At 71.4% G+C, this 23960-nt stretch carries 23 protein-coding genes, 3 tRNA genes and 2 pseudogenes; 15 read left to right on the forward strand and 13 right to left on the reverse strand.

Annotated features, from left to right (window positions below):
* Positions 1-19: 19 nt before the first annotated feature.
* Positions 20-727 (forward strand): Clp protease N-terminal domain-containing protein, encoded by a 708-nt coding sequence (locus MF672_RS07650; RefSeq protein ID WP_242371914.1) that lies wholly within the window; start codon positions 20-22, stop codon positions 725-727.
* 99 nt (positions 728-826) lie between these two features.
* Entirely contained in the window at positions 827-2272 is a 1446-nt protein-coding gene (locus tag MF672_RS07655; RefSeq protein ID WP_242371913.1) for a hypothetical protein, read from the forward strand.
* A gap of 12 nt (positions 2273-2284) precedes the next feature.
* On the opposite strand, the gene MF672_RS07660 is transcribed toward MF672_RS07655, so the two are convergent.
* Positions 2285-3253 (reverse strand): hypothetical protein, encoded by a 969-nt coding sequence (locus MF672_RS07660; protein WP_242371912.1) that lies wholly within the window; start codon positions 3251-3253, stop codon positions 2285-2287.
* A 239-nt stretch (positions 3254-3492) separates the two neighbouring features.
* Here MF672_RS07660 and MF672_RS07665 point away from each other — a divergent pair, with 239 nt between their 5' ends.
* The 5 genes from MF672_RS07665 (at position 3493) to MF672_RS07685 (ending at position 10608) form a co-directional block, all read left to right on the forward strand.
* A complete protein-coding gene (locus MF672_RS07665) occupies positions 3493-3975 on the forward strand; it encodes a hypothetical protein (protein ID WP_242371910.1) in 483 nt (160 codons plus the stop codon).
* 56 nt (positions 3976-4031) lie between these two features.
* Positions 4032-4823, forward strand: coding sequence for a macro domain-containing protein (locus MF672_RS07670; protein ID WP_242371908.1), 792 nt, complete (start codon positions 4032-4034; stop codon positions 4821-4823).
* A 59-nt stretch (positions 4824-4882) separates the two neighbouring features.
* Complete coding sequence (locus tag MF672_RS07675; protein WP_242371906.1) at positions 4883-5650, forward strand: hypothetical protein; 768 nt, start codon at positions 4883-4885, stop codon at positions 5648-5650.
* Between the two features lie 145 nt (positions 5651-5795).
* A complete protein-coding gene (locus MF672_RS07680) occupies positions 5796-8423 on the forward strand; it encodes a PEP/pyruvate-binding domain-containing protein (RefSeq protein ID WP_242371904.1) in 2628 nt (875 codons plus the stop codon).
* A 142-nt stretch (positions 8424-8565) separates the two neighbouring features.
* Positions 8566-10608, forward strand: a complete 2043-nt coding sequence (locus MF672_RS07685; protein WP_242371903.1) for a cellulose binding domain-containing protein — start codon at positions 8566-8568, stop codon at positions 10606-10608.
* A gap of 54 nt (positions 10609-10662) precedes the next feature.
* On the opposite strand, the gene MF672_RS07690 is transcribed toward MF672_RS07685, so the two are convergent.
* The 5 genes from MF672_RS07690 to MF672_RS07710 all read right to left on the reverse strand — a co-directional run bounded on the left by MF672_RS07690 (position 10663) and on the right by MF672_RS07710 (position 15224).
* The gene (locus MF672_RS07690; protein ID WP_302893174.1) at positions 10663-11316 is read right to left on the reverse strand and encodes a response regulator; all 654 of its coding nucleotides are present in this window, start codon (positions 11314-11316) and stop codon (positions 10663-10665) included.
* Positions 11309-12460, reverse strand: a complete 1152-nt coding sequence (locus tag MF672_RS07695) for a sensor histidine kinase (RefSeq protein ID WP_242371901.1) — start codon at positions 12458-12460, stop codon at positions 11309-11311. The genes MF672_RS07690 and MF672_RS07695 overlap by 8 nt, the downstream gene beginning before the upstream one ends.
* 7 nt (positions 12461-12467) lie before the next feature.
* A complete protein-coding gene (locus tag MF672_RS07700; protein WP_242371899.1) occupies positions 12468-13163 on the reverse strand; it encodes an ABC transporter permease in 696 nt (231 codons plus the stop codon).
* 22 nt (positions 13164-13185) lie between these two features.
* Positions 13186-14085, reverse strand: a complete 900-nt coding sequence (locus MF672_RS07705; protein ID WP_242371897.1) for an ABC transporter ATP-binding protein — start codon at positions 14083-14085, stop codon at positions 13186-13188.
* Positions 14086-14234: 149 nt separating this feature from the next.
* Positions 14235-15224 (reverse strand): DUF5937 family protein, encoded by a 990-nt coding sequence (locus tag MF672_RS07710; protein ID WP_242371895.1) that lies wholly within the window; start codon positions 15222-15224, stop codon positions 14235-14237.
* Between the two features lie 110 nt (positions 15225-15334).
* On the opposite strand from MF672_RS07710, the gene MF672_RS07715 reads away from it, so the two are divergent.
* Together MF672_RS07715 and MF672_RS07720 are read left to right on the forward strand one after the other, a co-directional pair.
* On the forward strand, positions 15335-16174 hold the full coding sequence (locus MF672_RS07715; RefSeq protein ID WP_242371893.1) for an isocitrate lyase/PEP mutase family protein: 840 nt from the start codon (positions 15335-15337) through the stop codon (positions 16172-16174).
* 56 nt (positions 16175-16230) lie between these two features.
* A complete protein-coding gene (locus tag MF672_RS07720; protein ID WP_328517126.1) occupies positions 16231-16428 on the forward strand; it encodes a helix-turn-helix domain-containing protein in 198 nt (65 codons plus the stop codon).
* A gap of 84 nt (positions 16429-16512) precedes the next feature.
* Here MF672_RS07720 and MF672_RS07725 read toward each other — a convergent pair whose 3' ends face one another.
* Positions 16513-16812, reverse strand: a complete 300-nt coding sequence (locus MF672_RS07725) for a hypothetical protein (RefSeq protein ID WP_242371891.1) — start codon at positions 16810-16812, stop codon at positions 16513-16515.
* Positions 16813-16983: 171 nt separating this feature from the next.
* On the opposite strand from MF672_RS07725, the gene MF672_RS07730 reads away from it, so the two are divergent.
* Entirely contained in the window at positions 16984-17469 is a 486-nt protein-coding gene (locus MF672_RS07730; RefSeq protein WP_242371889.1) for a YxiG-like protein, read from the forward strand.
* 100 nt (positions 17470-17569) lie between these two features.
* A pseudogene (locus tag MF672_RS52060) lies at positions 17570-17758 on the forward strand (hypothetical protein); the annotation flags it as partial.
* A 49-nt stretch (positions 17759-17807) separates the two neighbouring features.
* Here the strand turns inward: MF672_RS52060 and MF672_RS07735 are convergent.
* Positions 17808-18338: a hypothetical protein gene (locus MF672_RS07735; RefSeq protein ID WP_242371887.1), complete on the reverse strand. Its 531-nt coding sequence runs from the start codon at positions 18336-18338 to the stop codon at positions 17808-17810.
* 283 nt (positions 18339-18621) lie between these two features.
* Between MF672_RS07735 and MF672_RS07740 the strand changes: the two are divergent.
* Positions 18622-18738 (forward strand): annotated as a pseudogene (locus tag MF672_RS07740) (helix-turn-helix domain-containing protein); the annotation flags it as partial.
* 253 nt (positions 18739-18991) lie between these two features.
* Here MF672_RS07740 and MF672_RS07745 read toward each other — a convergent pair.
* Positions 18992-19561 (reverse strand): hypothetical protein, encoded by a 570-nt coding sequence (locus MF672_RS07745; protein ID WP_242371885.1) that lies wholly within the window; start codon positions 19559-19561, stop codon positions 18992-18994.
* Positions 19562-19864: 303 nt separating this feature from the next.
* Between MF672_RS07745 and MF672_RS07750 the strand changes: the two genes are divergently transcribed.
* The 3 genes from MF672_RS07750 (at position 19865) to MF672_RS07760 (ending at position 21444) form a co-directional block, all read left to right on the forward strand.
* On the forward strand, positions 19865-20041 hold the full coding sequence (locus MF672_RS07750; protein WP_242371883.1) for a helix-turn-helix domain-containing protein: 177 nt from the start codon (positions 19865-19867) through the stop codon (positions 20039-20041).
* Positions 20041-20535 (forward strand): tyrosine-type recombinase/integrase, encoded by a 495-nt coding sequence (locus MF672_RS07755; RefSeq protein WP_242371881.1) that lies wholly within the window; start codon positions 20041-20043, stop codon positions 20533-20535. The genes MF672_RS07750 and MF672_RS07755 overlap by 1 nt, the downstream gene beginning before the upstream one ends.
* Before the next feature lie 420 nt (positions 20536-20955).
* Positions 20956-21444: a tyrosine-type recombinase/integrase gene (locus MF672_RS07760; RefSeq protein ID WP_242371879.1), complete on the forward strand. Its 489-nt coding sequence runs from the start codon at positions 20956-20958 to the stop codon at positions 21442-21444.
* Between the two features lie 596 nt (positions 21445-22040).
* Here the strand turns inward: MF672_RS07760 and MF672_RS07765 are convergent.
* The 4 genes from MF672_RS07765 to MF672_RS07780 all read right to left on the reverse strand — a co-directional run bounded on the left by MF672_RS07765 (position 22041) and on the right by MF672_RS07780 (position 23883).
* A tRNA-Phe gene (locus tag MF672_RS07765) sits at positions 22041-22117 on the reverse strand.
* 5 nt (positions 22118-22122) lie between these two features.
* Positions 22123-22197, reverse strand: a tRNA-Asp gene (locus tag MF672_RS07770).
* A 102-nt stretch (positions 22198-22299) separates the two neighbouring features.
* A tRNA-Glu gene (locus MF672_RS07775) sits at positions 22300-22372 on the reverse strand.
* Positions 22373-22374: 2 nt separating this feature from the next.
* Positions 22375-23883: a metallophosphoesterase family protein gene (locus MF672_RS07780; protein ID WP_242371878.1), complete on the reverse strand. Its 1509-nt coding sequence runs from the start codon at positions 23881-23883 to the stop codon at positions 22375-22377.
* Positions 23884-23960 lie beyond the last annotated feature (77 nt).

Consider the following 23960-nt stretch of genomic DNA (forward strand, 5'->3'; position numbering starts at 1 on the left):
GTCAACTTATGGTTGACGCATGGAAGGAACCGTTCGTCTCGACGACCTCATCTCCGTGATCAAGCACCGCCACCCGGACGGCGACCCGCTCGGCGAGCTGACCGACGCCGTCTCGCTCGGCGAGCACATCGGCGAGGTGGCCGACCACCTGATCGGCCATTTCGTCGATCAGGCCAGGCGCTCGGGCGCGTCCTGGACCGACATCGGGCGCAGCATGGGCGTCACCAAGCAGGCCGCGCAGAAGCGGTTCGTGCCCAAGGGCGGCGGAACGCCCACCCTGGGCGAGGAGCTGCGCGTCTACGCCCGCTACGACGACCACGCCCGCGCCGCCGTGGTCAAGGCCCAGCGGGCCGCGCTGAGCGGCCGGCACGACCACATCGAGCCCGGCCACCTGGTCCTCGGCCTGCTCGACGAGCCCGACGGGCTCGGCGCCAGGACCCTGGCCAGGCTCGGCGCCTCGCCGGAGGCGGTCGGGCAGGCCGTGCGCGACGTCCTCGGGACCGGGACCGAGCCGGCCGGCGCCCGGGAGGTGCCGTTCTCCGGGCAGAGCAAGAAGGCTCTGGAGCTCACCATGCGGGAGGGGCTGCGGCTGGGGCACGACCACGTGGGCACCGAGCACCTGCTGCTCGGGGTGCTGGAGCTGGGGGACGGGCCGCTGGCGCGGGCGCTCGCCGGGCTGGGCGTCACCAAGGAGGCGGCCGAGCGGGAGATCACGGCGGCGCTGTAGCAGGACGGCCCCGGGCGGCGGGTTCGCTGAGCCGGGTTCGCTGAGCCGGGTTCGCTGAGCACGGTGAGAATGTCGTGCCAGGTTGCTAGCGTGCCGGTCATGCTGGGAACGGGCGATGTCGTGGCCATCCCGCTGCCCCTGGGCGGCTACGGAGCCTGCCAGGTGACCGCGGCGGACGAATACCTCACGGTCTGCGTGCTCGACTGGCACTCCCCCGAGCCGCCCGGGCTCGACGACCTGCGCGCGGCGGGCCCGCTCATCGTCGATCACCATTCCTGGTCCGGCGACCCCGAGGTCGTCAACGTGGCGGCCGACGAGCACCTGCCGGCCGGCTACGTCCGGCTCGGCCGGCTCCCGGTGCGGCCCGAGCTGCCCCGAGGCACCAGCTCCTACGCCTTCTGGGCCGGCCTCGGCACGCAGGTGGTGCTCCAGCGGCGCTGGCAGCTCGAGGTGCCGGCCCGGGTCAGGGAGGCGTACAAACGGGCCGGGCACGGCCGGGTCCAGGTCGACCTCGGCAACGGGCCGATGACCAGGTCGGCCGCGCTGTCCCACCTCGACCTGCGCGACCAGCGCGGCGACGTGCGGTGGGCGGGGCTCGACGCGCTGCCGCACCTGACCCAGCTGAGCTGGCGCGGCGACGAGCGGGGCCTGGTGGCGGCGCTCCGGGACCGGCCGCTCGTCTCGGCCCTGCGCTGGGAGGACCCGCCGGCCGGCGTCGTCGACCTCGGCCGGACGTTCCTCCACGAGCTGACCCTCGCGGGCCGGATGCCGCGCCGGCTGGTCCTGCCGCCGGGGCTGATGACGTTACGGCTGGAGGGCGCGGCGCCGCCGGAGGCGGTGGAGGCGGCGCACGACGGGCGGTGGGTCGCCCTCACCACCGGGTGCGGGGTGCCGCAGGGGTTACGCGGCGTCCGCGAGCTGGTGGTGGAGGCCGCCGGCGACGTCACGGGCACGCTGCTGGACGGGCTGGCCGAGCTGGAGGCGCTGCGCGTGCGGTGGGCCCGGCCCTACGGCGGGCTGGCCGGGCTCGACGCGCTGCCCCGGCTGCACACGCTGGAGCTGGTCGACGCGTACGAGGTGGACGCGTCGATGTTGCCCGCCCCCGACGGGCCGCTGCGGCGGCTGGCCGTCGACGGGCTCAGGAGCAGCCGGTCCAAGGCCGTCAAGCAGCGCTACAAGGGCAGCGACGTGGCGGTCGAGGTGCGGGGCGCCAAGCCGGACCGGTGGCTGGCGGCCAACATCGACAACCCGCTGCGCGACTGGGTCGACGACCACAAGCGGGCCGGCGAGGCCGCCTGCCGGGCGTACGCGGCGGCGGCCCGGGCCCTCGGCGGCCTCGCGGCCGACGACCCGGGGGCGGTGGCCGACGCGCGGGTGATCCTGCGGGAGTTCGTGCACACGCTCAACGGGATCGACGAGCGGTACGAGGTCATCGACACCGTGCGGCGGGAGGAGGCCTGGGAGGTGTTCCTGGAGCTGGCCGACCGGGCGGGCGTCCCGTCGGCGGAGGCGGAGGCGTGGTTCGGCGACTGGCGCGAGTTCTGACGCCAGGGGCGGTCAGCGGGGCCTCCGCTCACCAGGGCCGGTGGTGACGGGGCCGGTGGTGACGGGGCCGGTGGCGAGGGAGTCGGTGGCGAGGGACTGGTGGAGGGTCGCCGTCAGGGTGGTCGCGTGGGCGGTCAGGCGGCGCACCTCGTCCGTGTCGTGAGCGGAGGCGAGCAGGTCGCGGTAGCGGTCGTTGCCGCGTTGCCGGTCGTGGGCGTGGAGTGCCAGGTCGGCGGCTCGTACGGACCGGGCGTAGTCCTCCAGCTCCCGCACCCGCCGCGCCGTGAACGCCACCGACGAGGCGAGCGCGTCGCGCTGCGCATCGAGCACGGCGGCGAGCTCCTGAGCGGGATCCTCCGCCGCCGGGTGCTGCGCCCGTGGCTCGCCGGGGGCGGCCAGGGTCGCCGCCTGCTCGGCGCGCAGGCGCGCGAGCGCGGTGTACGCGCCGGCCTGCTCCGCCCGCAGACCGGTGTGGGCGCGGAGCAGCCGCGCGATCTCCCACAGCCGCTCCGGCAGGACGACGTCGCAGGCCGCGGTGTCGAGCAGGCCGAGCCGGTACGCCCGCGACCCGCGCACGTCCGTGACCGCCCGGCGGGCCCGCGCCAGCAGCTCCAGCGCCGCCCGGTCCAGCTCGGCCGGGACGACGACACATTCGGGCGCGGGCCGCGGCCGCGAACGCCGGTAGCCCATGCCCGGCCGCGACAGCCCGATGAGCACCATGGTGACGACCACCACCGTCACGGCCGACATCGCCGCCGCCTCACCGTCCGTACGATGCGCCGCCATCGTGAACAACGCCCCGCTCACGACCGTCACGACCGCCCCCGCCCGCAGCGCCCACCGGACCCACGGCGGCGGCTCGCTCTCCCCCTGCCCGGGCTCCCCTCCCCCCGTCCGGCGGCCGGCGGCGCGACGGGCGGTCCTGGCGGGCGCGGCGGGGTCCACGATCGGCTCGTCGATCCAGTCCGGCGCTTCGGGCACGGCATCCTCCATCGCGGTCAGGGAACCCCCTTCGAGCAGACCCGAACAACGCGTCCCGATCCACCCGGCCGATGTGCGGATGTCGTGAAAAAGTCGTGCAGCCCGCCGCCGGCCCCATCCCGGGAAAGTCGCGGCGCGGAAGGCTGATCCTGGTGATATTGAGAGCCGCAACCATTTTCTCACCAGATCTTCAGAATCCGCACAGGTTGCTCTGAGCCTGCCGCGGCAGATTCCGGGTCATGACCTCAACCTCGGAGAGGGCGGCGCACCGCCGCCGGATCGCTCAAGCAGGCCCGATCTCGCTGCGTCTCGGACTCCTGGGGCTGGTCGCGGTCGGCATCGCGGGGGCGGTGCTGGAGCTGGCCTTCGAACGGCACTGGCACTCCCCGGTCCAGCTCATCCCCTGGGCGGCGCTGGCCCTGCTGGTGGTCGCGCTCGTGCTGCTCGCGCTGAGCGACGCCCCGCGGACGGTCACCGCGGTGCGGGTGCTGGCGGGCGTGGTGCTGCTCGCCTCGGCGTACGGCGTCTTCATGCACGTGTCGGTCAATCACGGCATGGGGTCGTCCGACGCGGAATGGGACGCGCTCTCGCCGCTCACCCAGTGGTGGTACGCGCTGACCAAGACGGTCGGCTCGGCGCCGCCGCTCGCGCCCGGCATGCTCGCGCAGAGCTCGCTGCTGCTCCTGCTGGCCAGCCTGACGCCCCGCAGAAAGCAGGCCTGAGCCCCCCGGGAGGGCGGCTCTGGTCAACGCCCGGCGCCGCGACGTATGTTCACGGTGTGACGGCGCGCCTGCAGCAGGTCTTCCGCACCGCACCCGGCCGTGCCCGCCTGGCGACGCAGTTCCTCCTGGCCTTCGGGGCGGCCTCGATCGTGCTGGTCCCCGCTCTGGCGGCCGGTGTCCCGCTCGCCGCGGCGTGGGTGGCGCTCGCGGTGGCCGCCTGCCTGGCCTGGGCGCTGGCCCGCGCCTGGCCTCGCGACCGGATCGTGCGCCGCTTGCCCTACGCGACGATCGTCGTCCGGTTCGGCGATCTGCTCGCCGAGGCGGAGCGCGAGCGGGCCGATCTGGTGGTGGGCTGCGGCGACACGTTCGACCTGGACGCGGGCTCCCTGGGCACGGCCTACGGCGGCGAACCGGATCGCCTCGGCGACGACCTGGACCGCGCCCTGGCCGCCCGGGTGCCGGTCTCGGTCGCGACGCGCGAGGCCAAGCCCGTGGGCCGGGTGCGGCGCTACCCGATCGGCACGGTGGCGGCGCTCGGCGGCGGCCCGCACCGCCGGGTCTACTGCCTGGCCTGCGCCCGCACGGGCGAGGACCCGTCCATGGACGACCTGTGGACGGCGCTCGGTCACCTGTGGACGTCGGTGCGCGACAGCGAGCGCGTGGCGGTGCCCCTGCTCGGGTCGGAGCTGTGGCTCGGCAGGGAGAACCTGGTCAAGCTGATCGTCCTGTCGTTCGCCGCCCAGGCCCAGGCGTGGCCGGTGTGCCGGGAGCTGGTGGTCGTGGTCCCGTCCGAGGAGACCAGAAACGTGGATCTGCGGCGGCTGGAGACGTTCCTGACGAACTTATGAACCCCAGATGACGTCACATTGTGCATTCGATGCCCAATGTGAGGCTGGTGAGGTAAGTGATGTTAGGTCGTGTCTTCATCGCTGTGGCCGCCCTGGCGGCCGTCGTGCTCGGCACGGACGGGACCGCCGCCGCGGCCGAGCCGGGCCCGGCCACCGCCGAGACGCGGGTCACGCCCGGGACGACGCAGGCGAAGGCCGAGGCCGACCCGGTGTGCGTCCGCGTCAAGGGCGCGGAGGCGTGCGTCGGCCCGGACGGCAGCGACCGCCCGGGCATCACGATCGAGGACACGGCCGGTGACCGGCTCCACGCCGCCGTCGAGTACTACCTCAACGGCTACCTCGGCACCGAGTACGTCGTCCACAACCTGGCCGGCCGGGGCGCGGTCCGCGGCAGCCGGGAGATCGGCAAGGTCGTCACGTTCCGGGCCGCGCTGTACCGGGGCAACCGCCGGGTCAAGTACGGCCGCTGGAAGACCGTCCAGAACATCGCCAAATATCCGGTCAAGCGGGAGACCCGCATCACCCCCGACACCGCCCGCGCCCGCGCCAAGCTCTGCACCACCACCCGCGGCGCCGCCATGACCTGCTTCGCCGAGCGCGGCACCGGCACCTACGTCCTCGCCTGCGACGTGCGCGCCGACAAGTACCAGGCCCGCGCCGAGTACTTCGTCGGCGGCGACCCCACCGCCCGCTTCGAGATCCACCAGCTCGCCGGCGTCGGCACCTGCGGCAAGGCCCAGCACGGCGACCTGTCGATCAGCATGTACCGGGCCGCGGTCTTCGACGGCCGCCACCGCGTCGCCGACAAGCTCTACAAGTACAACTGACCCCGAAGAGGGACCTTCGCCCCGGGCCACGAGCGCGCTCGACGCCTACGATGAGATCGCGCGTCTGTTCCTCCACGTGAGGCCGTGGTCCCGGGCGCCGCCCGCCGGCCGCGGCCGCGATCGGTCACGTCGACGGGAGACCGGCATGGGCAGCGACCTCATCACCGAACTGGCCGGCGCGGCGGCAGCCGATCCGGCGTACGCGGGCGGCAAGGGCGCGAGCCTGGCCGCCATGGTCCGGAGCGGCCTGCCGGTGCCCGGCGGCTTCGTGATCTCCACAGCCGCGTACCGGCGGCACGTCGCCGAGCGCGGCCTCGACGCGATGATCGACGCCGCCGTCAAGCGGGCGACCACGGACGCGGACACCGCAGGGGCGGACACCACAGGGGCGGACACCACGGGCGCGGACACCACGGGCGCGGACACCGCGGAGGCCGCCTCGGCGGAGCTGCGGGCGGCCTTCGAGGAGGGACCGGCGCCCGCCTGGCTGCGCGAGGCGCTGGCCCCCGCGTACCGCGCGCTCGGCGAGCCGCCGGTGGCGGTGCGATCGTCGGCGACGGCCGAGGACCTGCCCACGGCCAGCTTCGCCGGCCAGCAGGAGAGCGTGCTCGACGTGTCCGGCCTCGACGCGGTGTGCGCGGCGGTGCGCCGCTGCTGGTCGTCGCTGTGGACCGCGCGGGCGCTGGCCTACCGGCGCGAGCAGGACGTCGGCGAGGAGAGCCTCGCCATGGCGGTGGTCGTCCAGCGCATGGTGCCCGCCGAGCTGGCGGGCGTGCTGTTCACCGCGGACCCGGTGACCGGGCGGCGCGACCGGGTCGTGGTCGAGGCGGTGCCCGGGCTGGGAGAGGCCCTGGTGAGCGGACGGGTCACGCCCGACCGGTGGGTGCTCGACGCGGCCTCCGGCAGGGTCCTGTCCAGGACGGGCCGCTCCGTGACCGGGCTGCCCGCCGGCCGGCTCGCGGAGCTTGGGGCGCGGGCGGCCGCGCTGTTCGGCGGGCCGCAGGACGTCGAGTGGGCGGTCGCCGGCGGCGAATGCCTGCTGCTGCAGTCCCGGCCGATCACCTCGCTCTTCCCGCTGCCGGCCGCGCCGCCGGGGGACGGGCCGCGGGTGTACCTGGCGGCGTTGCTCGTCGCGCAGGGCATCGCCGAGCCGCTGACGCCCGCGGGGAACGCGTTCATGGCGGAAGTGGTCGGCCGGTGGATCCGTTACCTGTGGTCCGGTTCGTACGGACGGCCCGGCGAGCCGAGCGCCGCCGGGATGCCGGTCCTGGCGTGCCGTCTGTACGGCGACATCACCCCCTTGCTGCTGCGGCCCCGGCTGGCGTACCGGGTCGCCGCCCGGCTGCGGACGAAGGATCCGCAGGCCGAGCAGATCCTGACGGAGTGGCTGCGGGCCAATTCCGCCCGGCTGCCGCGCCCGCGGGGCGCCTCCCTGCCGCGCGGGCTCGCCCGCGTCGCGCCGGGCATCCTGACCGGCCTGGCGGCCGCGCTCGCCGCGCCCGCGCGCACCCGCCGCCGCCTGGTGGCACGGGCGGACCGGCGGCTGGCCGACGCCGAGCGGCGGAGCGCGGCGCTGACGTCGCCGCGGGCCCAGGTGGACGTCGCCACCGGGGTCCTGCCGGTGCTGGTGGTCCGGCTGGTCGTGGAGCAGCTCGCGCCCGTCTGTGCCGAGATCCTGCTCAGGGTGCTGGCCGAAGGGCTGGTCCGGCGCTGGCTGGGCACGGTCTCGGCGATGGAGCCGGTGCGGCGGTGGTTGCCGTACGACCCGACCATGGCGATGGGCGCGGAGCTGGCCCGTCTGGCGGGCCGGGCGGGCGAGCCGTCGCCGGCCGATCCCGAGGTGCGCCGGTTCCTGGCCGGGTACGGGCACCGGGCGCCCAGCCGGGAGATCGACCTGGGCCTGCCCCGGCTGGCCGACGATCCCGCTTATGTCATGGAGCTGATCCGCGGTTACCGGCACTCCGGGGAGGCGGCGTCGCGGTTCGCGGAGGGAGCGGCGCGGAGCAGGGCCGCGGAGCGGGAGCTCGTGGCGCGGGTGCGGCGGGCCAAGGGGGTGTGGCGTGCCGCGATCCTGGCCACCGTGCTGCGGCGGCACCGGGAGCTGGGCGGGCTGCGGGAACGGCCGAAGTTCGACCTGGTGCGGGTCGTCGCGCTCGCCCGGCGGACGTTGCTCCGCACCGGCGTGGCGCTCGTCGAGCGCGGGCTGCTGGACGACCCCGACGACGTCTTCTACCTCGACCTCGCCGACCTGCGCCGCGCGGTGACCGACGACGCGGGCGACGGGACCGCGTCCCGCACTCCGGGCGTGGCGGCCTGGTGGCCGGGCGAGCGGGCCGCCGCCCGCCGCCGCGAGTACCGTCGCGAGCTGCGCCGCCGCCGCGTCCCCCGCCTCCTCGTCAGCGACGGCGAGACGATCTACGGCGCCGCCGCCCCGGCCGGCGGCCCGGCGGCGGGGCTGAGCGGGACCCCGGTCTCCCCCGGCGTGCACGAGGGCGTCGTCCGCGTGCTGCTCTCACCGGTCGGCGCGAACCTGCGGCCCGGCGAGGTCCTGGTCGCCCCCAGCACCGACCCGGGCTGGACGCCGCTGTTCCTGCTGGCCGGGGCGCTGGTGATGGAGGTGGGCGGGGTGATCTCGCACGGCTCGGTGGTGGCCCGCGAGTACGGCATCCCGGCCGTCGCGGGGATCCAGGACGCGACGAGCCGGCTGCGCACGGGCCAGCGGGTCCGGGTGGACGGCGAGAACGGCGTCGTCACGCTCCTGGACCCGGGCTGAGACGCGCCCGGGACGGACCGCCCCGGCCAGGTGAAAGTTTCACGTCCGGTTGACGGGCCAGGCGCCACACCTCATGATCCTCATGCCTCCTGGTCAGGAGGGGGCGTCGAGTGTTTACCGCAATCCGTGGCGAGGTGCGTCGATGCCGAGATCCCTGTTACCAGCCGCGTCCGCAGTCCTGCTGGCGCTCACCGTGCTCAATGCCCCGGCGGCGCGGGCCGCCGACGATCCGTCCCCGGTCGCCGTGACCGTCAACGCGCGCGCCGCCCTCGCCACCGTCCCCGAGACCGGCATCGGCAGCAACCACGCGATCTGGGACACGAACCTGGGCACCGACGACACCGCCGACAAGCTGAAGGCGGCCGGCGTGAAGCTGCTGCGCTACCCCGGCGGCTCCTACTCCGACATCTACCACTGGGAGACCCACACCGCGCCCGGCGGGTACGTGGCCCCGAACACCGACTTCGACACGTTCATGCGCGGCGTCCGCCGCACCGGCGCCCAGGCCATGGTGACCGCCAACTACGGCACCGGCACCGCCGCGGAGGCCGCCGCCTGGGTCCGCCAGGCCAACGTCGTCAAGGGCTACGGCATCAAGCTGTGGGAGATCGGCAACGAGAACTACGGCAACGGCCACTACGGCACCGCCTGGGAGGCCGACGACCACGCCGACAAGAGCCCGGCCGAGTACGCCCGCAACGTCGTCGCCTACGCCGACGCGATGAAGGCCGTCGACCCGACCATCAAGATCGGCGCGGTGCTGACCACGCCCGCGAACTGGCCCGACGCCCTGGTGGGCGAGGGCGACGCCGGCACCTGGAACAAGGTCGTCCTGTCCACCGCCGGACCCAAGATCGACTTCGTGATCGTGCACTGGTACCCCGGCGCCCTCGACCGCACCGGCCACGTGCCCGACATGATCCAGCTCACCCGCGAGCAGATCGCCAGGTACGCCGGCCCGGACGCGGACCGGATCGGCATCGCGATGACCGAGTTCAACACCGGCAGCAGCAGCAACGGCACCAACACCCAGCCCGGCGCGCTCGCCGCCGCCGACTCCTACGCCACGCTCCTCGCGAACGGCGTGTTCACGGTCGACTGGTGGAACGTCCACAACGGCATCGGCACCGTCACCGAGGTCGCCGGCCACACCGACTACGGCGACTTCGGCCTGCTGTCCAGCGGCACCTGCACCGCCGACGGCTCGGTGTGCGAGCCGGCGCTGAACACCCCGTTCGCGCCGTACTACGCGCTGCAGATGGTGAGCAGGTTCGCCCGGCCCGGCGACCAGTTCGTCCGGGCGGCGACCGACCAGCCCGAGGTCAGCGCGCACGCCGCCCGCCGCCCCAACGGCGACCTCGCGGTCATGCTGGTCAACACCTCGCAGGACACCTCCTACCCGGTCACCATCGGCTACGCCGGCTACCGTCCCGCCGCGGGCGCGCCGACCGTCCTGACGCACACGAACGGCGCGACCGCCATCACGACCGCCACGTCGGGGACCGCGACCGCGCAGACCCTGCCCCCGCTCTCCCTCACCACGATCGTGCTGCACCCGGCCGCCTCGCAGGCGGGCCTGCCCGGCGCGCCCGGGCAGCCGAAGGCGGCGAACGTCACCGACCGGGCCGCCACCCTCTCCTGGCCCGCCGCCGCCCCCGGCGCCCGCCCGATCGCCAAGTACGAGATCCACCGCCAGAACGGCGCGGTCACCGAGCAGCTCGGCGAGACCTCCGGCACCTCGTTCACCGTCGGCAACCTCACCCCGGGCACCCGCTACACCGTCAACGTGCTCGCCCGCGACACCGGCGGCGGCCTGTCCTGGGCCTCCCCGCCGCTGACGTTCACCACCGGCACGCCCGCGACCAGCACCTGCTCGGTCCGCCTGACCGACCAGAACGACTGGGCCAGCGGCTACGTCGGCGGCCTCGACATCACCAACAACGGCGCCCCGCTCAACGGCTGGACTCTGACCTTCTCCTGGCCCCGGCCGTGGCAGAGCCTCGGCAGCGGCTGGAGCGCCGTCTGGACGCAGACCGGCTCGGAGGTCAAGGTCGTCAACGACCCGGCCAACCCGGTGCTGCCCACGGGCGGCACGGTCACGGTCGGCTACGTCGGCAACTACAGCGGCCCGAACGTCCTGCCGTCCGTCTTCACCCTGAACGGCACCGTCTGCCACACCGAGTGACCCTCGGCGGCCGCCGGTCGTACGGCACCGCGCCGTGCGACCGGCGGCACGGCCTCAGCGGCCGCCGTCCTCGACGGTGAGCAGGCCGCGCCGGAAGGCGACCGCGACGGCCGCCGCCCGGTCGTTGACGCCGAGCTTGGCGTAGATGTGCAGCACGTGGCTCTTGACCGTGGCCTCGCTGATGAACAGCCGCGCCGCCGCCTCGCGGTTGGTGGCGCCGTCCGCGATGAGCCGGAGGATCTCCAGCTCCCTGGCGCTCAGCGGGTCGGCGGGCGTGCGGACCTGGCCGAGCAGCCGCGTGGCGACCGACGGCGACAGGACGGCCTCGCCACGCGCCGCGGTCCTGACGGCGCGGACCAGCTCGTCGCGGCCGGTGTCCTTGAGCAGGTAGCCGGTGGCCCCCGCCTCGACGGCGGGCAGGACGTCCCGGTCGGTGTCGTACGTCGTGAGGACGAGCACCCGGGCGCGGAGCCCCAGCTCGGCGAGGCGTTTGATGGCGGTGACGCCGTCGGTGCCCGGCATGCGCAGGTCCATCAGGATCACGTCGGGGTCGAGCACCCGCGCGAGGTCGACGGCCTGCGCCCCGTCGGCGGCCTCGCCGAGCACCTCGAAGCCGGGGTCGCCGGCGAACATGCCGCGCAGCCCGTCCCTGACGATGGGATGGTCGTCGGCGATCAGCAGCCTGATGGGGGACGCCGGCTCAGCCACGCGGCACCGCCGGCAGGCTCGCCGAGATCGCGGTGCCCGCGCCGCCCTCGGACTCGACCTCCAGGGCGCCGGCCAGCCGGTCCACCCGTTTGCGCATCGCCGTCAGGCCGAAGGCGGTCAGGCCGGGGTCGAAGCCGATGCCGTCGTCGCGCACGTCCAGGGTGATCACGTCCTCCATGTACGACAGGGTCAGCCCGACGCGGGAGGCGTGCGCGTGCTTGGCGACGTTCGCCAGCGCCTCCTGCGCGGTGCGGAGCAGCGTCTCCTCGATCTCCGGGTGCATGGGACGGACCGTACCGGTGACCGTGAAGTCCGCGCGCACCCCGTTGAGCTCGCGCCACCGGGCGACGACCTCCTCCAGCGCCTCGGGCAGCGGCGCCGACTCCAGCTGGCCCGGCCCGAGCGCGTGCACCGAGCGGCGGGCCTCGGCCAGGCTCTCGCGGGCCAGCCGCGTCGCCTGGTCGACGTGCTTGCGCCAGTCCTCGGCCTGCCGCGCGGCCTGGAGCTGGGTGATGATGCCGGTCAGGCCCTGGGCGAGGGTGTCGTGGATCTCGGCCGCCATGCGGCGGCGCTCGTCGAGCACGCCGGCCTCGCGGGCCTGGACGAGGAGCTGGGCGTGCAGGCCGGCGTTCTCGCGCATGGCCTCCTCCAGCCGGGCGACCATGCGCTTGCGTTCGGCGCTGCGCTCGTTCGTGATCTCGCCGAGGAAGCTGAACAGGCCGACGGCGGCCACGATGGCGCCGGTGAAGAACAGGTAGGCGAGGATCGCGGACGGGGTGGGCTCGGGCAGGCCGCCGTTGTAGGCCGCGACGCAGATCGCCGCCGTCGCGGTCACCCCCGCGAACCGCCACTTCCCCCCCAGGTACTGCCAGGAGTGGAGGTAGCCGACGAAGCCGAAGAAGCTGGCGAACCACGCGCTCTGCGTGCAGAGCGCCCCGATCAGGACCACCAGCCCGGCCACGTACACCGGGCCGCGCGGCACCAGCCCCAGCCACGCGGCGGCGGCCGCGGCCAGCCCCAGCGTGATCCACACCGGGCCGCCGCCGATCAGGCTGAGCACCACGGAGACCGCCAGCAGGACGTACGGCGCCGCCACGAGCTGGCGCTCCAGCATCCGTTCCCAACGGTCGAGCCTGCTGGTCATCCCCCACTCACTCCCAGCGGAACAGCCTGGCCGCGGCAGCGCTCACGACCAGGGCGTAGACCGCCATCACCGCCAGCGGCACCGGGCTGGGGAACTCCCCCGCCCAGACCTCCCGCAGACTCCGCCCGAACGCGCCCAACGGGGTGTACTCCCCGACACGGGCCACCATAGCGGGCATCTGCCCGGCCGGTTGGATGAGCCCGGCCAGGTAGGCCATCGGGAAGTACAGCAGGACGCCGATGCCGTTCGCGGCCCGGCCGTTCGGCGCCAGGGCCGCCACCAGCAGCCCGATCGCGAACATGCTCGCCGTGCCCAGCACGAACACCAGCACCCCCGCGAGCACCCGGCCCGGCAGGTGCGCCCCCAGCACCGTGCCCGCGACGGCGATCAGCAGCCCGCAGGCGGTCACCGCGAGCACGAGCTGCAGCAGCAGCTGCACCACCAGCAGCCGGACCGGCCGCACCGGCGTCGCGGACATCCTGCGCAGGATCCCCCGCTCCCGGTAGGTGGCGAGCGTCGTCGGCACCAGGTACAGGCCCACCAGCCCGACCGCGATGGCCAGCGCCATCGGCAGCAGCACCGTGTCGCCCGGCTCGATCGAGCTGCCGAACACCACCAGGATGAACAGCGGGATCAGCAGCGAGAACAGCGCGCCGGGCTCGCGCACCAGCAGCTTGGTCTCGACGAAGGCGAGCTTCCTCATGGTTCGGGGCCTCTCTCAAGTGTCAGTTGTCGTCGAAGGAACGCCCGGTGAGCGCGGTGAACGCCTCATCCAGGGTGCGCTTGTCGATGCGCAGGTCACTCACCAGGACGCCGTGCCGGGCGAGGTACGCGGTGACGGCCGTGGCGAAGTCCCCCCGTCCGGTGACCACCACCCGGTCCCCCGTACGGGTCACTCCGGCGACCCCCGGCACGTCCGCCAGCCCGCCGAGGTCCCCCTCCTTGACCGTGAACCGCATCCGGTGCTCGCCCCCGAGCAGCCCCGACGGCGAGTCGAGCGCCACGACCCGGCCCCGGTTCAGCACCGCGACCCGGTCGCACAGCTCCTCCACCTCGTCCATGAAGTGGCTGACCAGCACCACGGTCACGCCGCTCGCCCGTACCTGCTTGATCAGCTCCCAGGTCGCCCGGCGGGCCTGCGGGTCGAGGCCCGTGGTCAGCTCGTCCAGGAACGCCACCCGCGGGTTGCCGACCAGGGCCAGCGCGATGAACAACCGCTGCCGCTGCCCGCCCGACAACTTCCCGAAGCGGGTGTCGCGCTTGTCGCCGAGCCCCCACTCCGCCAGCAGCTCCCGCCAGTCACGCGGGTTCGCGTAGAAGGAGGCGTACAGGTCGAGCGCCTCCCACACCTTGAGGTTCTCCGGCAGCTGGGTCTGCTGGAGCTGCACCCCGATCTGCTCGCGCAGCCGCCGCGCGTCCCGGACGGGGTCCAGCCCGAGCACCCTGATCGTCCCGCTGTCCGGCCGCCGCAGCCCCTCCACGCACTCGACGGCGGTCGTCTTGCCCGTCCCGTTCGGCCCGAGGACCCCGAAGATCTCGCCCTCCTCCACCGAGAACGACACCCCGTCCAGAACGGTCAGCTCCGCGTACCTCTTGCGTAGGTCTGTGACCTCGATGACTGCCATGCCGCAAGCATGCTTCTCCCCGCCCCACCCCCGAATCGACCTCCCGGCCACCCTCACCCCCACCCCCTGCTGACCCCAGAACCCACCGAACGGTGGATACCGCCACGCTCCTCCAGCAGATCCAGGGCGGAGGACCGGCCTCGGGGCGGTCACGTCTGCGCGGTGAGCAGGGCGTCGGCGAGGCCCGTACGGGAGTACAGCACCGCCCGCCCCGCCCGGTGCGCGCTCGTCAGCCCCGCCGCCCGCAGCGCGGTGAGGTGCTGGGACACGCCCGCCGCCGACAGCCCCGCCCGCTGGGCCAGCTCGGTGGTGGAGGCGGGCGAGTCCAGCTCGGCGAGGATCAGCGCCCGGGACCGGCCGATCACCGCGGCCAGGGCTTCGAGCTGCGCGTGCGTCCGGCGTTCCCACAACGCGCCGATGCCGCGCGCCGGGTAGGCGAGCTGCGGCGGCTCGGCCGCGACGGACCTGGTCAGCACCCGCGGCCAGGCGAACACCGACGGCACCAGCAGCAGCCCCGCTCCCGTCTCGATCCTGGTGACCGGGCAGTGCCGCTCGGCCAGTTGCAGGCAGTCGCCCGCCCAGCGCACGGTGTGGTGCAGCCGGTCGAGGACGTCGGCCGTGCCGTGCTCGGCGACCTGCCGGCCCCGGTGGAAGACGTCCGCCTCCAGCACCGCGCGGATCCTGTCCCAGTAGGGCGCGATCGCCAGCTGCCAGTAGACCTCGATCTCCGCGACGATCCGCGGCAGGTGGGTCTCCGGGGCGCGGTGGAGGCTCCGCAGCCGCGGGGACAGCCGGCCGTCGCGTTCGGCGGCCAGCTGGTCGAGGTCGCGCCGTACCTGCTCGGGGCCGGTGGCCGCGATCGCGGCCAGCTCGTCGGCGAGCTCGGGGGACGCGGTCGTCGGCGACGGGTTGAGGAAGTCGGGCAGGTGACCGGCGGGCGGGATCATGTCGGCCAGCCACCCCCGGTCGAGCCCCGCCGCGGCGAGCCTGGGACGCACCTGGCCGGCCCACACCCGGTGCGGCTCGGGCACGGTGGCGGCGGCCAGCGTCCGGCAGCTGGTGACGACCTCCCACATGGGCGAGACGGCGAACCGCGTCTCCGCCAGGTCGTGCACGGAGAAGGTCAGCCGCGTCCTCATGCCGCCCCCTGAGCGCTCGACGATTCGGCCTCAGCTTAATCAATGGACGCCCGCCGCTCCGCCCGCCAGCATCGTCTCAACCCGGAACGACACACGAAGGCGGTCACCCCATGCCAGTCGACGAGCTCCTGTCCTCCAAGGCCGAGCAGTTCCGCTCGCTGCACGCCCAGCAGTCCGTCCTGGTGCTGCCGAACGCCTGGGACGCCGCCAGCGCCGCCGTGATCGCCGCGGCCGGCGCGCCGGCGATCGCCACGACCAGCGGCGGCGTGTCCTGGTCCCTGGGGCGCGGCGACGGGCAGCGGCTCGGCCGCGACGAGATGACCGCCGCCGTCCGGCGCGTCGCGGCCACCGTCGACGTCCCGGTGACGGCCGACGTCGAGGGCGGCTACGGCCCGGCCCCGGCCGACGTCGCCGCGACCGTGCGGGCCGTGGCCGAGGCCGGCGCGGTGGGCGTCAACCTGGAGGACTCCCGGGCGCCGGGCGGCCCGCTGTTCGACGTCGCCGAGCAGGCCGCCCGGCTGCGCGCCGCCCGCGACGCCGCGGCCGCCGCCGGCCTGCCCGCCCTGTTCGTCAACGCCCGCACGGACGTCTTCCTCTTCGGCATCGGCCCGGCCGAGGGCCGGCTGGACGACGTGCTCACCCGCACGGCGGCGTACGCGGAGGCGGGCGCGGACGGCATCTTCGTCCCCGGCCTGCTCGACCTGGACACCCTGAGCACCCTCTGCGCCAAGTCGCCGCTGCCCGTGAACGCGATGGCCGTCGCCGGCGGACCCACCGTCGCCGAGCTGGCGCGGGCCGGCGTCCGCCGGATCAGCCTCGGCACCGCCCTGGCCCAGGCCGCCTACACCGCCACCCGCCGCGCCGCCGCCGAACTCCTCGACGCGGGCACCCTCACCACCCTGACGGGCACCCTGGACTTCGGCGAACTCAACGCCCTGTTCCGCCCCTGACCGGTGCCGAACACGAAAAAGCCCCGAAGCGATGATCGCTACGGGGCATTTCGATGATGGTGGTCAGGGGCGTGCGGACGGTGCGCAGACGCGTGGTCGAGCAGCGGTATCAAGCCGTGCTGCAGGTGCTGTCCGGGGCGAGTCTCACCGAGGTCGCCCGCAGGTTCGGGGTCTCGCGTCAGGCGGCGCATCGATGGTCGAGCCGATCAAGAAGGTCTCGTCCCGGCTCACCTCTCGGCACCTGCGGCAACTGATCGTCGATGGCGGCACCCGCAACCAGCCCGCGACCAAACCGGCCCGCCCCGGCGTCGGTGAGGTGGTCGAAGTCGACCGGACCATCAACGCCAGCGGCCTGGTCGCCTTAAGGCGGTCGGCAGTGCTCGGTTGGCTACCAGTTCGCCGGACGCCGGCTGACCGTCCGCGTCGACGGCATCTTGCTGCACCTTGCCGATGGACGCACGCTGCTGCGAACCCTGCCCAACCCGCTCACTAGCGATGAGATGGCCCGCCTCCGGGACGCCCGCCCCGCCGGCCCCGAACCCCAACCGGCCGCCGAACCCGTCCACGTGCAGCGGCGCCTCAGCAGCCGCGGCCAGCTCTCCATCGCCGGCCAGCGTATCCGCGTCGGCATCGGCCACGCCGGAGCAACCGTGACCGTCGAGGACCCGGGGGGACCTTCCGTATCACCCACGCCGGCCAGATCATCGCCGAGGTCGCCCGCACCACCGCCACCAAGCCAATCACCCGGTTCAAAGTCCGCAGGCCCCAGCATCAACGGGAGATCACATCGGGCGGGTAGAACTGCGTTCATGGATCAGGTGAAGCTGCAACAGGCCCTGGACGAGATCTTCGACCAAACCCTGCTCCACCACAGCTACGTGGACTACCTGCGCGACTATCAGCTCGTGATCCACGCCACCGCCGACCCCAGAACCGGGATCGCGCCGACGACGTTGCGCTACCTGTTCCGCCACTGCGTGCAGGCCAACTGCGTCACAACCGTGCCGGCCGGCACCTGGCGCACCTCCCTCGATGACCGGCTTACTACCTACGAAACCGGTGTCGACCTCGACGGATACGTCTGGGGAGTCAACTGGCAGGAGCTCTACCCCGGAGCCACGCTCATCGCCGACTCACCAACCGCCCGGCACTGGGCCACAGCTATCGGCATCGACTTCCATGAAGTCCGGATCCAAACCAACGCCCACGACCTCACCCTGATCTTCTCCGACCTGCGGATTGAAGAACTCCCGCCTGAATCACCGGGACCAGACCACAGATTCCCGATTCAATAGGCATCAAGAGAACGACAGATCATCTAGCCGGAGTGTCACCCGCCTCCCGAGCCGGATCTGTCGCACGGGTCACGAAACTCGACACTGCCGCCATGCTTCGATGATCTTGGTTGCTACGTCCGAACGCCTCTCCTCAGCGCCAGACCTAATCAAGCTGTGGTTCCGGTTCGTGCCGCGGGAGGGCTGGCTTCCCAACGACATCGAAGGGCTCTGGGCCACGCGCTTGAGCCAGGACGCTGTCCGCGTGGCGAACGTCTCTTTCCTACAGGACGGCGTGGCCGAGGGCGATGTGGCGCTTGGTCACCAACGCCTGGAGAAGCGCCTGACGATTGGCTCGTTCACGGGCTCTCATCGAATGAGTCCACGTTCCACAGCGCCGGCAGGTCGCTCCCGCAGAAGACGCAGACGAAGTCGTCCTCTCGGACGATGTTGCGCTCCTGGCAGGTGGGGCAGCGCCGGAACACCACCTCCTGCGTGAAGCCCGGCGGATATCCCAGGCAGGCCCGGTCCAGAGCTGCGGCGACCGCCGTCCATGAGCTGGTGTCCGGGCAGTATCCAGTCGAGTGGTTGCTGACCTCGACTACCGTCCAGCGGCCTGCCTCACCGCTGAAGCTGATCTCACCGGCGCTCAGCACCGGTCCGCCTCCGGCACATGCGACATGCTCGCTACGGCGGGGTGCCAGCCGCAAGACGCCGTCCATGTCGACCACAAAGGTGAACGGCTCGGCAAGTTCCGCGGGCGTGCGCTCGGCGATCCAGTCGTCGAAGTCATTCCTCGAACGGATGGGGTGGCCTGCGCTGTCAGCGCGGATCGCGGTCTTCAAATGGGCCGGTCCCGCGTACCGATAGCTCCGCTGCCGATCCTGCACGCGAGCCAACTTAGACCAGTTCCGCGGCAGGCCGTTGGCGATCAGATGAAAGGTCTCACCGTACGAGGCGAGAGAGCAGGGCGCGCCATGTGGCGTAGCCCGCTCGTGTGTTCATACGGTGGGTCTCGTAGATCGTTCCAGTGCCTGCTTCGGCGCGTCGATAGTAGGTCTGGCCGCCTGCCGCGCACAGTTCATAGATGACGTCGGCGCAGTGGCTGTCGACGACGCGTGAATACTGACCCCCAGGCGACGGCTGAATGTTGACCCCTCCACTCTCTGGAGGGTGATCAAGGTGGAGGACTGGGCGGAGATCCGCCGGCTGCACCGGGCCGAGGGCATGCCGATCAAGGCGATCGCGCGGCATCTGGGCGTCGCCAGGAACACGGTGCGGCCGGCGTTGTCGCCGTTGCGTGGGATCTCTACGTCGCTTGCCAAGGTGCCGAGCGAGCACTTGCGAAATACGTGATAGTTGGTCGACCTAAACTAGAAGAGGTCAGAGGAGCGCTGGAGTCCGCCATGAGCGAGGCGTCCCGGGCACGTGGAATATTCTTGAGTAACGGTCGTGCTCCCTTGGAGGGAAAGAGGATCCCTCTCCAAGGCGAACCAAGTCTCTGACTCCAAACCGCTCTTCAGGGCGGGGCAAGTTGCCTTCATCAGAGCATACCGGGAACTGTACCCGGCTCCGGAAGTCCAGGTATTGGGGCTCCAAAGGAGTCCACTTCTGGCTCCAGAAGTGCCTCTATGCGCTCCGATTCCTCTTCCGTAAGGTTCTCTCCGAATGAGAGGATTCGGTCCTCGAACTTGTCCATCAATCGCTCAGTAACTAGGCCGATAAACATCGACGCACGAAGGAGCTCATCCCCCATATACTCACAACCCTCCATGGAAACGAGGGCGAATGAACGCTCATGGAAGTAGTTGTGAGCTAGGAAATTGCGAATCCTTCTAACTCTGTCTATGTCTCGTTCGAGCTGCCCTAGCTCACCGCCGAAACGGGATCCCAGCTCTCGCCTAAGTCGCTCAATAGGCTTTCGAGCTAAGTCGAGTGCATCGCTCTCAAGGGCTTCAACTGTGGTCGCAGTGCCCATGGCCAGTGATATCAGAATTAGGGTATGTTCGAGCTCCTGTGCCTGCTCCATAGCGCGCGCATAGTCCAAATGAACTTCCTGGAATCTCTCACGCAACTCCTGGCGAGCCAGCGCCCGATCCTTCTTTTTCCCCACGATATCCACCATACGTACATTGCCTTGATGAGGCCACCGATTTCGATCAGACCCGACCTCATTTGGCATCGGCCTGATCACCTCACGGGCTGGAGATCTCCACCGGCGGCATTCTCTGTCCTTCACCCACCTCGGAGGGTGCAAGCGTCACCACGGGCCGTCTGCCTTTGTTCGACGAGGACACCGTCCTCGTGATCGCCCACTGGGCCTACGCCGGACAAGGGCTATCCGCCGGCGACCAACTCCTCGCCACGGCCATCACCGGTACACCGTTCTCAGGTCCAACCCGCTAGGAGGCCACCCATGAATGACCTCGTGCTCACCGTTGACGAGGCCGCTGCGCGGCTCCGCGTCAGCCGGTGGACCCTCTACACCCTGATCCGCTCAGACCGACTCCGAAGCTTCAAGGTCGGCCGCCGTCGCCTCATCGAGGTTGAGGCGCTGAACGAGTGCATCAAGACCCTGGCAGAGGTGGCCTGATGACGAAGACGACACTCGGCACGCCCGAGGAAGAGCCCAAGCGCCGCACCGGCCGCATCCGTAAGCGCTCAAACGGTGAGGGAAGCATCTGGTCGCGCAAGGATGGCCGCTACGGCTACGCCGCCTTCGTTCAGACCACGGCGGGCACCGTCAAGCGCGTCCAGGGCTCCGCCCGTACCCAGGAGGACGCGAGGAAGAAGCTGACCGAGCTTCTCCGCCAGGCCGACGAGGGCATACCCGTCTCGTCCGAGAATTGGACGCTGGCCGACTTCCTGACGTACTGGCTCAAGCACATCGTCAGCCAGGAGCGGCGCCCCAAGACCTACCAGGGGTACGAGGGCGTCGTCCGGCTTCACCCCATCCCTGGTCTTGGCAAGAAGGGCCTCGGCAAGCTCAACGCCCAGGACGTCCGCCTCTTCATCAATCGCGTCCGCTCCGAATGCCAGTGCTGCCGAAACGGTTGGGATGCTTCCCGCGAGAAGCCGGTGTGCTGAGCTCTGAAGAGCGGACAGTGCTGCGAGTCCCGCCTGTCCACCCGCATGGTCCAGTCCATGCACGCGGTCCTGCGGAACGCTCTGGAGTGCGCCGTACGCGAGGAGATCATCGCGCGCAACGTCGCCAAGCTCGTCAAGGTCCCGGTGCCCAAATCAAGGTCAACCGCGGCCTGACCGTCCCGCAGGCCCGCGCCGTTCTCAAGGCCGCCCGGGACCACCGCCTCTACGCGCTGTACGTCCTGGCGCTCTGCCTCGGCCTGCGCCGTGGGGAACTCCTCGGGCTCCGCTGGACGGACGTCAACCTTGAGGCCGGCAAGTTGGAAGTGGTCCAAACCCTCCAGCGGGTCGCGGGCCGCCTCCAGTTCGTCCGTCCCAAGACCTCCGACTCGGAACGGACCGTCCCGCTGCCGCCCTATCTGTGTGGAGGCCCTGAAGGAGCACCGAAGGAAGCTGTTCGCCGAACGCTCGGACCGCTGGGAGGAGTGGAAAGAACATGGCCTGGTCTTCCCCTCGCGCTGCGGGACCCCGATGGAGCCGGACAACCTACGGAGGAGTTGGGGAGCGATCCGCAAAGCCGCCGGCCTCGGAGAGATGAGGTTCCACGACCTCCGCCACACCTGCGTGACGCTCCTGCTAAACCTCGGCGTCCCGCCCCAGGTCGTCCGGGACATCGTCGGTCACAGCGACATCGAAGTGACCGACGATCTACGCTCACGCATCCCTCGACGACAAGCGCAACGCACTACGCAAGCTCGGAGATGCCTTGGGCTGATTCCAAGTTCTGCCTTGCTGGAGGCCGCCGCCCATCAGGGTGGTGGCCTCCCATCGTGCTCCAGCCCATCCCCCTTGATTGATGTGGAGAGATCGCCGAGCGAGCTGCTTCACTCTCGGTATGGGCCAAGCGCTTGACCTCGTTGTCCGATTTGCCACCACCGGCCGACTCGGACCCCTGCACTGCGGCATGCCGTTGCAGAATCTGGAGACCCTGATCGGGCCATTCCACGACCGCATGCACGACTCCAAGCCTCGCCGATGGCGGCCCCGACTCCATTTCTGGGACGATCTTGAGGTCTTGATCTGCCATGGGCTCGTGATCGATGTCGGAGTACCCCTGTGGCGTGACACAGTTGCCCTGCCCACCGCACTGTCCGGCTGGGAGCGGCCCATACCTGCCCGGCTCGACATGCTGGAGGTCCTCAGCGCCCTGGACACGGCTGGATGCGAGCGGGAAGAAGCGCCAGACATCGTCGTAGGCGACGGGGCTCGCGGCATCCGGACTCGTCGGCATGACGTTTGCCTCGTCTTCGCGCCCGAACGCCATTCAAGAGATTCACGTCTGCACAAGATCTACAAGTCAGACCCTGAAGCAGATCAGAACGATCATTCGCCCCGGCGAGGACGGGTGACTCAATGAAGCGTCGGGGACGTTGCTGTCACGGTTGCTGTCGCCAGACATCAAAAGCCCCGAACGATGATCCGTTCGGGGCGTTTTTGCTGTTCGAAGCTGGTGGTCAGGGGCAGGGTCGAACTGCCGACCTTCCGCTTTTCAGGCGGACGCTCGTACCAACTGAGCTACCTGACCCAGAGCGGTCCTGACGGGACTTGAACCCGCGACCTCCACCTTGACAGGGTGGCGAGCACTCCAAACTGCTCTACAGGACCTTGCTTGCCTTGCGGCGTTTCTTGCTGTTTGCGCTCGCTTAGCTTACCAGCTCTTCGGTGGTCTTCGACCGGCCGTTTCGCTCGTGCGCCAGGCGCTCGCGGTGCCCCCAACGGGATTCGAACCCGTGCCGCCGCCTTGAAAGGGCGGTGTCCTAGGCCGCTAGACGATGGGGGCCCTTAGGATTCCCTGTCGCCTTCCGTCGGAGACCTCTGAAGCATAGGGGACGATTGCCCTTGATGCCAAAGTGGCGGTCCGGCGTCGGGTGACGCGGAGCCGGTGACCATCCCCGTTGGCGACGGGGCGTTCGACGGCTCCGGAGAAATCATACGTTGTGGGTCGGGCTCCACGTGACGTTGGATGTACACGGATTGCTCGCCGAGCCCGCCGAGCGTGATGTCGTCCCAGGCCCGGAGGCGGCGGGTCTCCTTGTCGAAGTACAGGACCGAGGCCTGGACGGGCGTGGGCTGGGCGTGTTCGAGGGCGCGCAGGCCGGCTCCGCCGGTGGAGCCCTGCACCAGCATGCGGGTGCCGGTCGGCAGCAGGGTGGTGCTGCGCTCGTGGGTGTGGCCGGCCAGGATCATCGGGGCGGCGCCGGTGAAGCCCTGGCCGACGACCGGGTCGTGGACGGCGATCAGGTCGGGCGCGCGGACGTTGCCCAGGTGGGAGCGGGCGAACTGCTGGAGGGCGGCCGGGTCGGAGTCCACGGTGACCGACTTGTCCGGTGTGAAGCGGGGGTCGCCGAGGCCGTAGACGGTCAGGCCGGCGACCTTCTCCGCCCGGTCGTCGAGGACGATCGCGTTCTTCTGCTTCTCGACGGCCTTCTGCGTGGTCATGGAGTCGTGGTTGCCCCTGACGTACACGTACGGGACGTCGAGGCGGCTGATCTCGTCCACGAACTTGTTCTCCGGCTTGGTGCCGTGGTCGGAGATGTCGCCGGTGTCGATGATCACGTCGACCTTGAACTGGTCCTTGAGCGAGCGGATGACGTTCCAGGCGATGGGGTTGAGGTGGATGTCGGAGATGTGGAGCACCCGGATGGACTTCGGGTCGGCGTCGTACAGGGGCAGCGTCGAGACCGTGTCGTAGAGCTTGGAGACGTTCGTGACGAGTTTGGTGAGCTGCGACCGGTACGACTCGAACCGCGTCACGATCGACTCCGCGCTGCCCACCAGGGACGGCGCGGCGGCCACCAGGCCGGAGTAGCGCGGCTCCATGAGCGAGCTGGCGCGGAAGGTGGTGATCGCGAGCACGCCCGTGCCGGCGAGGGCCACCGAGGCCGCCAGGAGGCCCGTGAGGGCCACGCGCGGGCGCCTGAAGACCAGCAGGGCCGCGACGAGCGCCCCCGCCCCCGCGCACAGCAGCGAGCGGACGGCGAGCGCCCGCACGCCCGCCATCAGGTCCTCCTCGATGACCTGGGGCAGCCGGTCGGCCAGGCGCGGGTCCTCGATGAAGGCCTTGGCGCGTTCCTGGTCGATGTTCTCGAGGGTGATGCGCAGCCGCAGCGGGGCGTCGTGGGTGCGGAAGGTGAGCGTGCCGAGGGGGCTGGCGTCCACGACGGTCTCGCCGTTCCAGGCCGGCCTCAGGGACATCGCGGTCTCGACCGGGCCCACCTGGGCGCGTACGGCGCCGCTGAGGAAGATGCCGAGCCACGCCCCCACGGCGGCCACGACGAGCACGGCTGCCACGCGCGAAGCCCGCGAACGGATGATGACTTTTACGGTATTAGCGAACTTCATGCCGTTTCTTGCATAGCTGGCCGTCG

This window comes from Actinomadura luzonensis (genome assembly GCF_022664455.2).
In the GTDB taxonomy this organism is placed as follows: domain Bacteria; phylum Actinomycetota; class Actinomycetes; order Streptosporangiales; family Streptosporangiaceae; genus Nonomuraea; species Nonomuraea luzonensis.

Excerpts from the sequence above, each read along its gene's own strand:
- MF672_RS07755 (WP_242371881.1), top strand. The coding sequence starts at position 20,041 with ATGACGAAGACGACACTCGGCACGCCCGAGGAAGAGCCCAAGCGCCGC.
- MF672_RS07705 (WP_242371897.1), bottom strand. The coding sequence starts at position 14,085 with ATGGCAGTCATCGAGGTCACAGACCTACGCAAGAGGTACGCGGAGCTG.
- MF672_RS07710 (WP_242371895.1), bottom strand. The coding sequence starts at position 15,224 with ATGAGGACGCGGCTGACCTTCTCCGTGCACGACCTGGCGGAGACGCGG.
- MF672_RS07665 (WP_242371910.1), top strand. The coding sequence starts at position 3,493 with ATGACCTCAACCTCGGAGAGGGCGGCGCACCGCCGCCGGATCGCTCAA.
- MF672_RS07675 (WP_242371906.1), top strand. The coding sequence starts at position 4,883 with ATGTTAGGTCGTGTCTTCATCGCTGTGGCCGCCCTGGCGGCCGTCGTG.
- MF672_RS07655 (WP_242371913.1), top strand. The coding sequence starts at position 827 with ATGCTGGGAACGGGCGATGTCGTGGCCATCCCGCTGCCCCTGGGCGGC.
- MF672_RS07750 (WP_242371883.1), top strand. The coding sequence starts at position 19,865 with ATGAATGACCTCGTGCTCACCGTTGACGAGGCCGCTGCGCGGCTCCGC.
- MF672_RS07695 (WP_242371901.1), bottom strand. The coding sequence starts at position 12,460 with ATGACCAGCAGGCTCGACCGTTGGGAACGGATGCTGGAGCGCCAGCTC.
- MF672_RS07730 (WP_242371889.1), top strand. The coding sequence starts at position 16,984 with ATGGATCAGGTGAAGCTGCAACAGGCCCTGGACGAGATCTTCGACCAA.
- MF672_RS07680 (WP_242371904.1), top strand. The coding sequence starts at position 5,796 with ATGGGCAGCGACCTCATCACCGAACTGGCCGGCGCGGCGGCAGCCGAT.
- MF672_RS07700 (WP_242371899.1), bottom strand. The coding sequence starts at position 13,163 with ATGAGGAAGCTCGCCTTCGTCGAGACCAAGCTGCTGGTGCGCGAGCCC.
- MF672_RS07685 (WP_242371903.1), top strand. The coding sequence starts at position 8,566 with ATGCCGAGATCCCTGTTACCAGCCGCGTCCGCAGTCCTGCTGGCGCTC.
- MF672_RS07715 (WP_242371893.1), top strand. The coding sequence starts at position 15,335 with ATGCCAGTCGACGAGCTCCTGTCCTCCAAGGCCGAGCAGTTCCGCTCG.
- MF672_RS07650 (WP_242371914.1), top strand. The coding sequence starts at position 20 with ATGGAAGGAACCGTTCGTCTCGACGACCTCATCTCCGTGATCAAGCAC.
- MF672_RS07720 (WP_328517126.1), top strand. The coding sequence starts at position 16,231 with ATGGTGGTCAGGGGCGTGCGGACGGTGCGCAGACGCGTGGTCGAGCAG.